13 protein-coding genes and 1 pseudogene are annotated in these 14,605 nt (G+C 30.9%); 12 read left to right on the top strand and 2 right to left on the bottom strand.

The genetic code is table 11. The annotated features are described in order from the left end of the window. From FOF46_RS32820 to FOF46_RS28955, 12 genes and pseudogenes are all read left to right on the top strand, one after another. Positions 1-109, top strand: a pseudogene (locus FOF46_RS32820) (IS982 family transposase); the annotation flags it as partial. A 194-nt stretch (positions 110-303) separates the two neighbouring features. Further along, positions 304-858: an RNA polymerase sigma factor gene (locus tag FOF46_RS28905; RefSeq protein WP_109438729.1), complete on the top strand. Its 555-nt coding sequence runs from the start codon at positions 304-306 to the stop codon at positions 856-858. Beyond that, positions 851-2,296: a hypothetical protein gene (locus FOF46_RS28910; RefSeq protein WP_143918935.1), complete on the top strand. Its 1,446-nt coding sequence runs from the start codon at positions 851-853 to the stop codon at positions 2,294-2,296. Before FOF46_RS28905 ends, FOF46_RS28910 begins: the two co-directional genes overlap by 8 nt. Positions 2,297-2,755: 459 nt before the next feature. Further along, complete coding sequence (locus FOF46_RS28915; RefSeq protein ID WP_024772554.1) at positions 2,756-3,619, top strand: sigma-70 family RNA polymerase sigma factor; 864 nt, start codon at positions 2,756-2,758, stop codon at positions 3,617-3,619. A gap of 196 nt (positions 3,620-3,815) precedes the next feature. Next, on the top strand, positions 3,816-4,799 hold the full coding sequence (locus tag FOF46_RS28920; RefSeq protein WP_109438731.1) for an aldo/keto reductase: 984 nt from the start codon (positions 3,816-3,818) through the stop codon (positions 4,797-4,799). Between the two features lie 279 nt (positions 4,800-5,078). After that, the gene (locus FOF46_RS28925) at positions 5,079-5,621 is read left to right on the top strand and encodes a gluconate 2-dehydrogenase subunit 3 family protein (RefSeq protein ID WP_143918936.1); all 543 of its coding nucleotides are present in this window, start codon (positions 5,079-5,081) and stop codon (positions 5,619-5,621) included. After that, complete coding sequence (locus FOF46_RS28930; protein WP_109438733.1) at positions 5,618-7,324, top strand: GMC oxidoreductase; 1,707 nt, start codon at positions 5,618-5,620, stop codon at positions 7,322-7,324. The genes FOF46_RS28925 and FOF46_RS28930 overlap by 4 nt, the downstream gene beginning before the upstream one ends. Before the next feature lie 170 nt (positions 7,325-7,494). Then, the gene (locus FOF46_RS28935) at positions 7,495-7,902 is read left to right on the top strand and encodes a BLUF domain-containing protein (RefSeq protein ID WP_143918937.1); all 408 of its coding nucleotides are present in this window, start codon (positions 7,495-7,497) and stop codon (positions 7,900-7,902) included. Between the two features lie 50 nt (positions 7,903-7,952). Beyond that, positions 7,953-8,615 carry a ribulose-phosphate 3-epimerase gene (gene rpe, locus FOF46_RS28940; protein WP_109438735.1) on the top strand — a complete coding sequence of 221 codons (663 nt, stop codon included), beginning with the start codon at positions 7,953-7,955 and terminating at the stop codon, positions 8,613-8,615. A gap of 9 nt (positions 8,616-8,624) precedes the next feature. Next, positions 8,625-9,755: an AraC family transcriptional regulator gene (locus FOF46_RS28945; protein WP_143918938.1), complete on the top strand. Its 1,131-nt coding sequence runs from the start codon at positions 8,625-8,627 to the stop codon at positions 9,753-9,755. An 84-nt stretch (positions 9,756-9,839) separates the two neighbouring features. Beyond that, positions 9,840-11,609 carry a T9SS type A sorting domain-containing protein gene (locus FOF46_RS28950; protein WP_143918939.1) on the top strand — a complete coding sequence of 590 codons (1,770 nt, stop codon included), beginning with the start codon at positions 9,840-9,842 and terminating at the stop codon, positions 11,607-11,609. Positions 11,610-11,732: 123 nt separating this feature from the next. Continuing rightward, positions 11,733-12,695: a YpdA family putative bacillithiol disulfide reductase gene (locus FOF46_RS28955; protein WP_143918940.1), complete on the top strand. Its 963-nt coding sequence runs from the start codon at positions 11,733-11,735 to the stop codon at positions 12,693-12,695. A gap of 83 nt (positions 12,696-12,778) precedes the next feature. Here FOF46_RS28955 and FOF46_RS28960 read toward each other — a convergent pair whose 3' ends face one another. Continuing rightward, positions 12,779-13,480, bottom strand: a complete 702-nt coding sequence (locus FOF46_RS28960) for a Bax inhibitor-1/YccA family protein (protein WP_143918941.1) — start codon at positions 13,478-13,480, stop codon at positions 12,779-12,781. Positions 13,481-13,551: 71 nt separating this feature from the next. Next, on the bottom strand, positions 13,552-14,418 hold the full coding sequence (locus FOF46_RS28965) for a zinc-dependent peptidase (RefSeq protein ID WP_167571991.1): 867 nt from the start codon (positions 14,416-14,418) through the stop codon (positions 13,552-13,554). Between the last annotated feature and the right edge of the window lie 187 nt (positions 14,419-14,605).

Here is a 14,605-nt window from a genome sequence, read left to right on the forward strand (position 1 = left end):
ATTTAAAAATAGAATCTTATCAAAGATCACAGCAATGACCATTATTCAATATATCAATAGGTTTGAATTCAACAGAAATATAAACAACCTAAAAATTAATATTAACTAAATGCACAACGGGTTATAAATAAAAAAACTAATAATTAACGCAACCTTTTAAAACAATACAGTCTAAAAGAATGAACATGATGATTAATGTATTATTTTTAAATACCACATGCTTAGCATTAAAAATTTAAACGCTTTTTATGAATCATATAGAGTTCAAATACAGATAATGGTCTTTATAAAGCTTAAAACCAATTGGACACAAGAAAATTAATTAAGAAGTGCCAAAGAAATAACCGCAAAGCGCAGAGTGAATTGTTTCATCTATATAAGGATATACTTTTTGCCCTGAGTCTAAAGTATTGTAAAAATTATAGTGAAGCAGAAGATAATTTACAGGATTCATTTATCACCATTTTTAAAAAAATAAATCAATATAATTTCAAGGGATCTTTTGAAGGTTGGATGAAAAGAATAACCATCAATAAAGCCATTGACAAATATAAAAAAGCACCTTTGTTAGATATAAGCATCGATGAAGAAAAAATTGCTGATACCAGAGTTGATCCTGAAACATTAAATTTTCCGTTAGATGAATTATTAGCATTTATACAAGAACTACCTGATAGATATAGATTGATTTTTAATCTATATGAACTTGATAATTATTCTCATAAAGAAATAGCCAATATGCTACATATTTCTGAAGGAACTTCTAAATCTAATTTACACAGGGCCAAAGTTATACTAAAGACCAAAATACTATCGAGTAATAATTGTTTAAAAAAAATTGCAATAAGTAATGGCTGACCCAAAAGATATAGGAAAAGCTTTTAAAGAAAAACTTAAAGGTTTTGATCAAGCCCGCAGTACATTGACGTGGGAAGATATAGAACCTAAGTTACCTAAAAAAAGAGAAAATGCCCTTTCATACTGGGCAAAAGGTGTTGGTATATCTTTATTGCTCCTTTTGTTAATTTTATCTACATCAGATACTTACCCTGATAGCAACACTTCCATTTTATCAAATAATTCGATTCAGCAAAATCATAGCACTATAGACAACTGTGAAGAAATCGATACGCAACAAAATAATCAAATTATTGTAAACAATATTGAAAACAAATCTATTGTATCTGCTTTAAAAGCATCAGAAGTAAATACTGATAATGCAATATTAAATATACTATCTCTACCATATAATACATCCAACTACAAACGCAATTCATCAACAAATACGAGCAATTCAAATTCTAAATTTAAAACTACTACTACAGTTCGTTCTACATTTAGAGATAAAAGCAATTCATCAAATACTACACAAAAAAACAATCTTTCATTAGGAAAAAAAGAGAATTCATATACTAATCCTAGTATAGATAAAAACAAAGAGTACCCTAAATATCAAATAAAATCAGAAAAATTAGGTGCAGAAATATCAAATTCAAAAAAATCATCAATTCATACTAGAGATAAGAACTTTACTGAAAATGAAGAAAGGTCTTTGGAAAATGATTCAATTCATAAAAAAGAAACTTTAATCACTATGCGTAAGCCAAAGGATACCTTAATATACATGAATCCTTTAAAGAAAAAACCATTTCAGAAGTTTAGTCTGGCATTACATGTTGCTCCAACATACTTAATTCCTTTAAGTGGATCTTTAATAAGTGATCGCTTATCAGAAAACAAAAACAATGGTAAAATAAGCCTTAATTACGGCATTGTTTTTAAGACATATTTTAATGAAAAAACTGCTTTAAGAATTGGATATAATAGATTAAAGTTAAGCAATACTATAAAAAACGTTCCTGCAACTCAATTATCTGCTGCATTACGTGATGCTGGAATATTCTTTTCTAGTAATGATACTATTCAAAATTCTGAAGATGTAGATTTGACCCAAAAAACAAAACTGCATGAACTTTCTATAGGAATACAATATAGTATCATAGACAAAAAAATAAATACATCCCTAATTGGAGGGCTAAGTTTTCTGTTTTTTGACAAAAATAATATTACAATTAACACTGCATCAAATGATTTTAAGGTAGGGAGTAATGAAAATCTGCTTAAGACCAATTTTAGCATTCACATGGGGGCAAATTTCAGATATGAGCTTTCAAAAAAAATTATGTTTAATGTAGAGCCCCTTATCAACTATCAATTAAAAAATGCCAGTGAAAATTCTAATAGTTATAGTCCATTACATTTTACTATCCAAACTGGATTTTCTTATGAGTTTTGAAATAAATATTTTTTCAAATTGTTTTTATTTTGATTACTTTTTTAGGTAAACCTATCTTCCTTCTATACTTAAATAAGGAACTTGTAAAAAGTATATATATTTAGGCTTAACTCAAATAAATTAATATTTTTTTTCTCAAGAAAATTTTTATTATTAAAAATAACTATTGCTTTCATAGTAATTCTATTTGAATTTGCCTTCATGTATTACCTCACAAAACATAATTTACTGACTTTAAAAACGTTAAATCCTTTTTCACAATGTAAGAAAGAATATTAACTCTTAAAAAAACAAGAAAAAATTCTGTAATCTTTTCATTGAAAAAGCGACTAATATTTTGTTATAAATTGATAAATCATAAAATAAAATCAACCTTTTTGTAACATTTTTATAACATTATACGTATTATTAATAAAAGGCCCTAAAAATTCACAAAATTAAACTTCAAGGAGAACATAGATGAGACAACTTAAAATTACGAAGCAGGTAACGAATCGTGAGACTGCATCGCTAGATAAGTATTTGCAAGAAATAGGAAAAGTCGATCTTATTACTGCAGATGAAGAGGTGGAATTAGCTCAACGAATAAAAGCTGGTGACGAGAGAGCCCTTGAAAAACTAACGAAAGCAAACCTTAGATTCGTGGTATCTGTTGCAAAACAATATCAAAACCAAGGACTTACACTTCCTGATTTAATTAATGAAGGTAACCTCGGATTAATAAAAGCAGCAAAACGTTTTGATGAAACAAGAGGTTTTAAATTCATTTCATATGCTGTATGGTGGATTCGTCAATCGATTCTACAGGCACTAGCAGAACAATCTCGTATTGTACGTTTACCATTAAATAAAATTGGTTCTATAAATAAAATTAATAAAACATATGCTTTCTTAGAGCAATCTCATGAGCGCCCACCAAGTGCCGAAGAAATTGCCAAAGAACTTGATATGACTATTAATGATGTGAAAGAGTCTATGAAAAACTCTGGACGTCACGTCAGTATGGATGCACCTCTTGTTGAAGGAGAAGATTCTAACCTTTATGATGTTTTAAACTCTGGAGAATCTCCAAATCCTGACAGAACATTATTACATGAATCTTTACGTACAGAAATAGAACGTGCTTTAGAAACCCTTACACCAAGAGAAGCTGATGTTATTCGTTTATATTTTGGTCTTGGAGATCAACATCCAATGACTTTAGAAGAAATTGGAGAAACATTTGATTTAACACGTGAACGTGTACGTCAAATTAAAGAAAAAGCAATTCGTAGATTAAAACATACATCTAGAAGTAAAATATTGAAGACTTATTTAGGATAAATTCCTAAATTGCGGTTACAAACAGTTTTATAACATAACTGTTCGTTTTTTGATTGATGAATGACCTCCGGCTGATTACCGGAGGTTTTTCATTTATATGGTTTTTAAAACAATTATATTTAAAATTAGTAATGTGCTATTGGAAGATAAATTTATAACTTGTACGAACTAATTTTAATGTAGATCTAATCAAAAAATGAAAAAAAGAAACTTAGGAAAGAATGGATTTGAAATAAGCGAGGTTGGTTTAGGTTGTTGGCAGATTGGGGGAGATTGGGGGAATGAAATCAACAAGGAAAAAACTTTCGAAATTCTTAACGAAGCTGTTAATAATGGAGTTACATTTTTTGACACTGCAGATGTATATGGTAATGGAAGAAGTGAAGAATTAATCGGTGAGTTTTTAAATAACACTCATGCTAAGATTAAAATTGCAACAAAATTTGGGCGTAGCTCAAATATATTCCCTGATAATTATACCGAGCAGGCTTTAAGAAATAGTGTGGATGCTTCAAGAAAACGCTTAAATATAGATTGCATTGATTTATTGCAGTTACATTGTATACCAACAGAAGTATTAAAAAAAGGTGAAATTTTTAATTGGTTAAGAACCTTAAAAAAAGAAGGAAAAATCACTCATTTTGGAGCCAGTGTAGAAAGCGTAACACAGGGTTTATTATGTCTTGAACAAGAAGGACTTCAATCACTTCAGGTTATTTATAATATTTTTAGACAAAAATTAACCCAAGAATTATTACCTCAAGCATATACAAAAGGTGTGGGGATTATCGTTCGCTTACCTTTGGCAAGTGGTCTACTCACAGGGAAATTCTCTGAAAAAACGCAATTTTCAAAAAATGATCACCGAAACTTTAATCGCGATGGAGAAGCTTTTAATGTGGGAGAAACTTTTGCAGGACTTCCGTTTGACAAAGGGTTAAAATTGTTGGATGAATTGAAAATGTTATGTCCTCAAAATATGACAATGGTAGAAATGGCTCTTAGATGGATATTGGATCACAAAGAAGTATCGACCATTATTCCTGGGGCAAGCTCTCCTGCACAAATTCAAGGAAATTCAAAAACTAGTAATTTACCACCTCTATCAGAAAAACTAATAACTGATTTAGAAGAGTTTTATAAAAAAAATATTCATAGCCATATTCGAGGAGTTTACTAGACAATGTTAGATTTAGATTAAAATAAAGAAGATAACAGTAGCTAAAAACATCCATAACTCCTATTTGACCTCTACAACATAGTTCTATAACGAGATAGCGTGATTAATCAAAAACAACGTGTTTGCTGGTTGTCAAATCTTTTCATTCAGCTTTAAAAACAAAAAGCGAAAAAAAAGATTTGACTTTTCGTAAATCCGAAAAATAATCAATTGCGGTCTGCCTTAAATGCCATATATTTAATTGCATACGGATATTTGCAAAAAATAAAAATTTAATAAATGGAAAGGAGAGAACTTATTAAATTAATAACTCTGGCAACAGGTGGTGTTATTTCAATACCTTTATCAAGCTCATTATTAACTGCTTGCAAAAAAATAGAGCATGTAAAAGATTCGGATTATAAGCTTTATTTTTTTAATAAAAAGGAGTTTTCTTTCGTTCAGAATTTGCTAGGTATACTTCTTCCTAAATCAGATAGCCCATCAGCAACTGATGTTGGTGTACACCAAATCATGGATACTATGATCGGGACTATCTATAATCCGGCGCAGCAAAAAAGATTTACAGATCGATTCACAGCTTTAACCGAATTTATGGGCTACGAAGCGCAATTAGACAAGGTTAAACTTTTATTAGAGTCTGATAATAATCAAAATAAACTAGCAAAAACAGCATTACTGGATATAAAGCAACAAGCAGTTACATATTATCTGTCAACAAAAGAAATCGCAACTAATTATTTAAATTATTTACCTATCCCTGGAGAGTACGAAGCCTGTATTTCTTTAGAATCGATTGGTGGAAAAGCTTGGGCATTATGAGTATAAACAATTCAGAAAAAAACACCTATGACGCAATTGTAATAGGTTCAGGTATTAGTGGCGGTTATGCTGCGATGGAACTTTGTTCTAAAGGATATAAAACCCTTGTATTAGAAAGAGGTAGAATGGTAACCCATGGAGAGTATCCAACCGCTAACAAAGACATCTGGGAATTACCTAGTCAAAATGTGGTTTCACATGAAGAAAAAGAAAAAGATTATTTTCAACAAAAAAGGCTGGGTTGGTGGGTAAATCAAGATAATAAACATTGGATCAATAAAGACAGTGATTATTCCTATGACGAGGTAAAAAGATTTGATTGGATACGTGGACATCACGTTGGCGGTCGTTCGATTATGTGGGGTAGACATTGTTATCGCTGGAGTGATTTGGATTTTGAAGCAAACAAAAAGGAAGGAATAGGAGTTGATTGGCCAATTCGTTATAAAGACATTGCTCCCTGGTATGATAAAGTCGAAACTTTTGTTGGTGTAAGCGGACAAGCAGAAGGCTTAGCCCAAATTCCTGATGGAAAATTTTTAAAACCTTTCCCCTTAAATTGCGCTGAACAATATTTCAGAGAAGAAGTTTCAAAAGCATATCCAGAAAGAGTGGTTACTCCGGGAAGAGTTGCAAATCTTTCAGAATATAAACCTGAAGTACATAAAGGATACCGTAGTCAATGCCAAAATAGAAACAGGTGTTGGAGAGGTTGTCCTTTTGGTGCTTATTTTAGTAGTGTTTCAGCAACTTTACCAGTAGCAGAAGAGACAGGTAATTTAACCATCAGATCAAATAGTATTGTATCTGAAATAGTATATGATAAAATTTCAAAAAAGGCATCTGGTGTAAAAATTATAGATGCCGAAACCAAGGAAGAAATTATCTTTTTTTCACGTATTATATTTTGTAACGCTAGTACCATAGGCACAACAGCAATTTTATTAAATAGTAGATCCGAAACCTTCCCAAATGGATTAGGTAATGGAAGCGGAGAATTAGGTCATAATTTAATGGATCATCATTACGGCATGGGAGTTCGTGGAAAAATATCTGGATTCGAAGACAAGTACTATAAAGGAAGAAAACCCGTTGGGTTTTACATTCCAAGATTTACGAATATAAATGAAAAAACAAAGAAAGAGACCTATTTAAGAGGTTTTGGTTATCAAGGCGGAATATCCCGTGTTACAAATAATCCCGAGGATGCTTATGGAGAAGAATTAAAAGATGCAATTCTCAAGCCTGGTCCATATTGGTTAAATATGACAGCTTTTGGGGAAATATTACCAAATCATGAAAACAAGATGTTTCTTAATTTTGAAAAAAAAGACAAATATGGTATGCCAACCATAACTTTTGATGCCGAATTAAGAGAGAATGAATTGGAAATGCGAAAAGATGCTGTAAAATGCGCTATTGAAATGCTCGAAGCAGCTGGATGCGAAAATATTAGTTCCTACAATAGTGAGACCGCTCCTGGTGCTTGTATCCATGAAATGGGAACCGCCCGTATGGGAAATGATCCTAAGACAAGTGTATTAAATAAATGGAATCAAATGCATGAGGTATCTAATGTATTTGTTACAGATGGAGCTTGTATGACAAGTTCGGGAACCCAGAATCCAAGTATTACTTATCTGGCATTAACCGCTAGAGCAGTTGATTATGCAGATAAGCAAATCAAAGAAGGAAAATTATGATAACCGATACTCTGTTTAACTAAAAACGTTAGCTGTAATTCATATATCTCAAAGATTACTAAATTATTTAAGCTTTAAGAAGTACTTCTGATAACTTTAAAAATTAATTTCTCAATTAAGTTATCTCAAAAATTGTATCTTTAAGTAACATCTCCCTTATTATTTTATTTATGAGATATATTATTAGTTATGTTAGTACGGTTAATCCTGATATATCAAATTCTGATATCTCCGAACTTATGGATTATGTTAGCTCTCATAACAACGCTATAAATATCACGGGTATTCTTATTTATTCTGAAGGGAATTTTTTTCAAATTCTGGAAGGTAAAGAAGAACTCGTTAAAATGATGTTCGAAAGAATTAAAAAAGACTCCAGGCATTACAATATCATTAAAATGTTATATAAAGAAATAAAGAAGACTTCTTTTACAGAATACCACTCTTCTTTTACAGTAATATCAAATGGTTCTAGCCAAGAAGAATTACAACTATTTTTACAAAAAGAAAAAATAAATAACCCAGAACATTATAAAAGTATCTCTTATCTGACTCAAAAATTTATGAAGCTCGGTTAGTATATTATTTAAAACTTAAGTAGTATTTTTGCCGCAAACAACACAACTTTATGTCTTCAAAAAGAATTGCCCCATCGGTATTAGCTGCAGATTTCGCGAACTTACAGCGCGATGTAGAAATGATTAACAATAGTGAGGCCGACTGGTTTCATATAGATATCATGGATGGTGTCTTTGTTCCTAATATTTCTTTTGGGATGCCCGTTTTAAGAGATATCGTAAAACATGCTAACAAAACTATCGATGTACATTTAATGATTGTAGATCCTGATAGGTACATCAAGACATTTGCTGATCTTGGAAGTAATATTCTTACTGTACATTATGAAGCTTGTACCCATTTACACAGAACATTACAAGCTATTAAAGCCGAAGGAATGAAAGCAGGTGTAGCTATAAACCCTCATACCAATGTAAATTTATTGGAAGATGTTATAAATGACATTGATTTGGTATGTATTATGAGCGTAAACCCTGGATTTGGTGGACAATCCTTTATAGAAAACACGTATAAGAAAGTTAAACAATTACGAGAAATTATTGTTAAAAACAATGCCAACACTTTAATTGAAATTGATGGAGGTGTTACCAGTAAAAATGCCAAACAATTAGTAGAAGCAGGAGCAGATGTCTTGGTTGCTGGTAGTTTTGTTTTTAAAAGTGAAAATCCAACTCAAACCATCAGAGAATTGAAGGAGATTACCAATATCTAGATCACAACAATGGAGCAGAATCCTATCCCATCTTTTGATACATGGACATCAGTTTTCCTAATCGTAAGTGCAATGGGATTCTTTTTAAGTATTATTCTTAGTATTCATAAAACTGGACGAATCAATAACCTCCCCATAATTTTATTAATTATGGGGTTTTCATTTATTCTATTACAATATGTCTTTTTCTGGACAAATTATTCCTCTGTCTACTCATATTTATATTTTTTTGATTCTAGTTGGTATCTTGCATTTGGTCCATTATTGTACGCATATATCACAAAATTTTATCAAAAATCATTTAAGATAAAATGGTATCATTTTGTTCCTTCAGTTTTATCTTTTATCATTAATGCATATTATCTTATTATTTCAAGTGGTTTCCAAAATTTTGAAAATTATAAAGGCAGCTTTTCTCTTTATCTTTTTAGATCACTTCGATCTCCATGGTTAGCAGCACTGTCATTATCAATTTACCTCATCATCATAAAAGATTTTATTACATTTCAAAAGAATGATCAAAAACATCAATATGAAATCATCAGAAAAAAATGGTCTACTTTTCTTATTCATTTATTTCTGATCTTTATTATAGCCTATGTTAGTTACTATGTTTTAGTAAAATTTTCGTTCTTTAATATTCATTGGGATTATGCGATTTCTTTTTCTATGACTATTGCCATATATAGCATCGGATATATGGTATACAAAGAGCCTTCTATTTTTAATGGAGAATTACTATCAAAATTATTCCTAACAGAAGAGCAAAATACCGAACTTACCGAAACTACAAAAAATGAATTCTACACTCAATTGTTATCGTATATCAAAGCAAATAAACCATACCTGAATAATGATTTACGATTAGTTCAATTAGCAGATGAGATTGGTTTTTCTAGTCATGTTCTTTCAAAACTCATTAATGAAAAATCCAGAAAAAACTTTAATCAATTTATCAATGAGTATAGATTAGAAGAAGCTAAAAAATTACTTCTGGAAAATTCTGAGGCAAGTATCAAGACTATTTATTATGATGTTGGATTTAACAATAAAGCTACATTTAATACCGCTTTTAAGAATAAATTTAATTGCACCCCTTCAGAGTATAAAAGAAAAAATCTTGAAGTTCAAAATAACTAAAAAGGTAAGAAATTATAATTCTAAACCAGTTTCAGCACTTCTTTATTGAACTTTATTCTTATAACTCTTAAAATCTTCGAGCTTATGAGAACTTTATTTTTACTTTTTTTTTGTAGCCTTACCGGTATTATTTCTGCACAGAAATTCACATTAATAACTGATAGTATTAACCCAATAATTTCTGAGCCAGCCATTGCAGGTATATACTTTGGAACTGCATGGACAGATATCAATAATGACGGTAATATTGATTTATTCTACGCCGGAAGTATTTTTAAAAATCTAGGAAACGGAAACTTTGAAGTTACAGAAAGTAGTGCAAACATTCCTAATGCAACATCTCTAAACAGCGCTAGTTGGGCAGACTATGAAAATGATGGAGATTTAGATCTGATTTATTCAAGGTTCACCCTTCCATCTACACTACAAACCAGAATTTATGCTAATGATGGAAAAGGTCAATTTTCTGAGGTAAATTCTGTTCTTAATACTATTAACTCTGCAACATGGAGTGTACAATGGTGTGATTATAATAATGATAGTTATGTTGATTTCATTCTCACATTTGCAGATTTATTCCTGGGATCAAATCGATTTCCTAATCGTTTATACAGAGGAAATAGTGATGGTAGCTTTACTGAAGTAACAGAACCGTATGAATTTTTAACAGAAAAAGCGGCTTATACAGTATCGAATTGGACCGACTATGATCAAGATGGAGATACCGATTTATTTATCGCCAGTGGTCCAGCAGCTGGTCCTACTGGAGCCAAGCCTGATTTTTTATATAAAAACTTACAAGTAGAGACAGGAAACGAAGGATTTGAAAAATTAACCAGTACATCACTCTCATTCGCAGAAGATCCACAGGATGGCCAATGCTATAATGCTATTGATGTTGATAATGATGGAGATCTTGATATTTGTCTTACCAATTATTCTGGTGTAAAAAACAAATTTTATAAAAATGATTCGGGCAATTACATAAGTACAGAAACCCCATTTACAGCTTCTAATCATCAAAACTTATCCAATACCTGGGGAGATTTTGATAATGATGGTGACCTGGATGTCATTGTTACCGCTTCAAGTGAAACCGGGAGTGGGTACTTTATTAATAATGGTGATGGAACATTTGCAGAGAGTAGTGTCAACCTTATCAATACTACAACTTCTGGAAATTCAACAGGAATCACGGTAGGAGATTATGATAATGATGGTGATTTGGATTTTTTTGTTGTTGGTCAGGGTATAAAAGGGCTTTTTAGAAACGATTTAACTCTTAAAAATCATTATGTTAATATTAAACTTATAGGTAATCCTTCGAACAAAGCAGGATTAGGAGCAAGGCTAGAACTAACCACAAAAATAAGGGGTAAAATAGTGACTCAGAAAAGAGAAATTTCGGCATCTAATACTTTTATGGGCCATAATAGCTTACGAGCTCATTTTGGGTTAGGTAAAGCTACCAAAATTGATAAACTAGCTATCTATTGGCCTTCGGGCAATGTCGATACTTTCGAAAACTTAAGAGTGAATAAATTTTACACTCTAGAAGAAGGTAAAAAAAAACCAATTAGCCCTCCCATTAAAGAAATAAATGCAAAAAAACTCAATGTAATTGTATATCCCAACCCTTCTAAAAAAAGAATAAAAATTAAAATCAATACCTTAGAAAGCAAATCTCCGATAATAGTCAAGATTCTAGATAATAATGGATTGCTTATTTCTAAAAACAGCTTTAGAACCCAGGAAGATATCATTCTAAACACAACTTCTCTATCCAGTGGAAACTATTTTTTAAATATAAGTGTAGCTCAAAAAAACATCGTAAAAAAAGTAGTAATTAAATAAGTAGTTAGTTACTAATTATAAAAAGGTAAGTTTCACTGTAGAAGCTTACCTTTTTTTGCATTAGAACGCACAAAATTTATTAGTTTTACAAGAGCAATAAATCTTTTCAATACTCCTTTTCTAATGAAACATATAGATGTAATAATTGTTGGTGGTGGTCCCATTGGCATTGCCTGTGGTCTTGAGGCTAAGAAAAAAGGACTTGACTATTGTATTATCGAAAAAGGCACTATCACCAATTCATTATATAATTATCCGATTAACATGCAATTTTTTTCTTCTTCAGAAAAACTTGAGATCGATAATATTCCTTTTATTAGTAACGAAGCAAAACCAAAACGCAATGAAGCACTAGAATACTATCGTAGAATTGTGACTTCTAATGATCTAAATATTAATTTATTCGAGAAAGTAAGTTCTGTATCCAAAAAGCAAGACACATTTTATGTAAAAACAGATAAAGAAGAATACACAGCACTTTATATCATTATTGCTACGGGTTTTTATGATCTTCCAAATACTATAGATGTACCTGGAGAAAATTTACCAAAAGTATCACACTATTATAAAGATCCTCATTTTTTTGCTAAACAAAAATTAGCAGTTATTGGCGCTAGTAATTCTGCAGTAGATGCTGCTCTAGAATGCTATCGAAAAGGTGCTGAAGTCACCATGTTAGTTCGAGGTCCAGAAATAGGCAGACGTGTAAAATACTGGGTGAAACCAGATATAGAAAATCGTATTGAAGAAGGTAATATAAAAGCATTTTATAATGTTACTATAAAAGAAATATTACCTAATAAAATCAATATAGAGACCTTAGATGGCGAATTTAGTATTGAAAATGATTATGTACTGGCGTTAACAGGATATAAACCCAATTTTGATTTTCTTAAAAAAATTGGAATTAAACTTTCTGATGACCAAAAATTGTATCCTCAGTATAATGAAGACACTATGGAAACCAATATTGAAAATTTATATTTGGCTGGAGTAATATGTGGTGGAATGGATACTCATGTATGGTTTATCGAAAACTCCCGAATACATGCAAAAACAATATTTAAATCGATTACAAAAAAATAGCATCAATTTCACAGTATAGATTATTACCATGACGTAAAAAAGCCGAACGATGTTCGGCTTTTTTTTATGTATCATTTTTATGTTTATTCTCTTGACAGAATACTTAAGATATACCAGAACAACAACATTAGTGAAGCAAATAATCCTAATGAAGCTCCTACATATTGATCTTCAGAATACTTATGAACCATATTTGAAGTTTGATAAAGAATAGATCCCGATGCGAGTATAACCATCCCAACGCTAAACCAAAGCCCAAGATTAAATCCAAATATCAATCCGGCGACGATCAATCCTAAAGCGATAAAAAATCCAATAGTTAGCATCGATTTTAAGAATGAAAAATCTTTCTTAGTAATCAAAACTATAGCAGAAAGTCCCGTAAACAAAGACAAAGTTAAAATTGCAGCTTGATTAAGAATATTAGCTCCTCCACTTTCTGCAATCATCATTGCGATACCAATAAGCGGAATGAAAATAAAAGCTTCTGCAATCACATACAATAGTAAGCCTAAATACTGCTGATTAATGTTATGGTTCTTATGTGCCATTTTTTCTGCATAATTTGTGATCAGCATAAAACCTCCTAACATAATAAACCATCTCCATCCTTCTGTCAATGAAAATGCTAAATTTACAATAGGTTCAATTTGAAAAAATACCCATTCTACAATAACAAAAAGTAGAACAGCCATAGCCAGATGAGTATATGTTTTTCTATAAAATGCAACCCTTTTGTCATCACTAAGTGCACTAACGGGCAGTATTTGTTTAAATTCTTCCATAGATATAACTATAAATTGTTAACGATTTTAATTAGATAAAGATACTCGTTTCTTAAGAATCATTAACCTAACTACTTCTCAAAATACTTAAAATTTAGCATTTGCACTACGTAGTAGTAAATCTCGGGAAACTTTTCTTTTAATTCCATAGGGGATTCCATAAAAACTTCTACCAAAACAGCTATAAATTCAAACTTATCTGTATATGCATAATCCCTTAATATTCTAGTATCTACAATATTTTTTCTTATTTCTTCATCACCCAAATATTGTTCAAGTTCTAAAAAAGTATCATAAAAAATTTCACAACTAATGTTATTATTCTTAATCGAATTATAGTGGATTGCATGTGTGATTTCATGAATCCCAAGGCTTTTTCCTTTATCTTGATGCATATTTCCTTTTTGAAAATCTTTCCAGGATAGTGCTAGTGCTTTAGATCTGGGATTAAATTCTCCTATATTTTCTGTTTGATTGAGAATTGAATAAAATGATGTTGGGTACAATACGATAGTATTTAGATGTTCTAATAAATAATGGCGCATTCCAAAAGTAAGTTGTATTACCATTATCGATACCTGCATACGCATGAAATCGTCAACAACTAATCCTTCTCTGCCTACAAAATGTGTCTTCTCAAGAAATCTAAATGTTCTATGAGAAAAATATCGTTTTCTTTTTTTACCCAAAGAAGTATAAAAATCATTCTCATCGAGAAATGCTTGCAAATTGGCAGGCAACTTTTTAAGGGTAGGATAAAAATGAATAAAATATGGTTTCTTCTTATATTTTACATAAATCGATTCTAGATATCGAAGGACATAATATACACAAATAGAAACAATAGTAGCAGTTAAGAATACTCCAATTACATTTTGGAGTATAGAATTAGTAGGTACTTCTTCAAAGGATAATAAAGTCGTTATATATAAATTCAAAAAAGGGCGATCTAGGTTAAGTCTACTAAAAATAACGTTTTAGAAACAAAAATGTTATTAAAACCCGTTGTGCATTTAGAAAAAGTTGCGCAAACTGCTAAAAGGCAGTAAATTGTAGTTACGACACTATAATTCATATGCACAACTTTCAAGCAAATTACGATAAAATACTCAAGGTTTTAAAAGG

This window comes from Aquimarina algiphila, from assembly GCF_007489275.1.
GTDB lineage: Bacteria > Bacteroidota > Bacteroidia > Flavobacteriales > Flavobacteriaceae > Aquimarina > Aquimarina algiphila.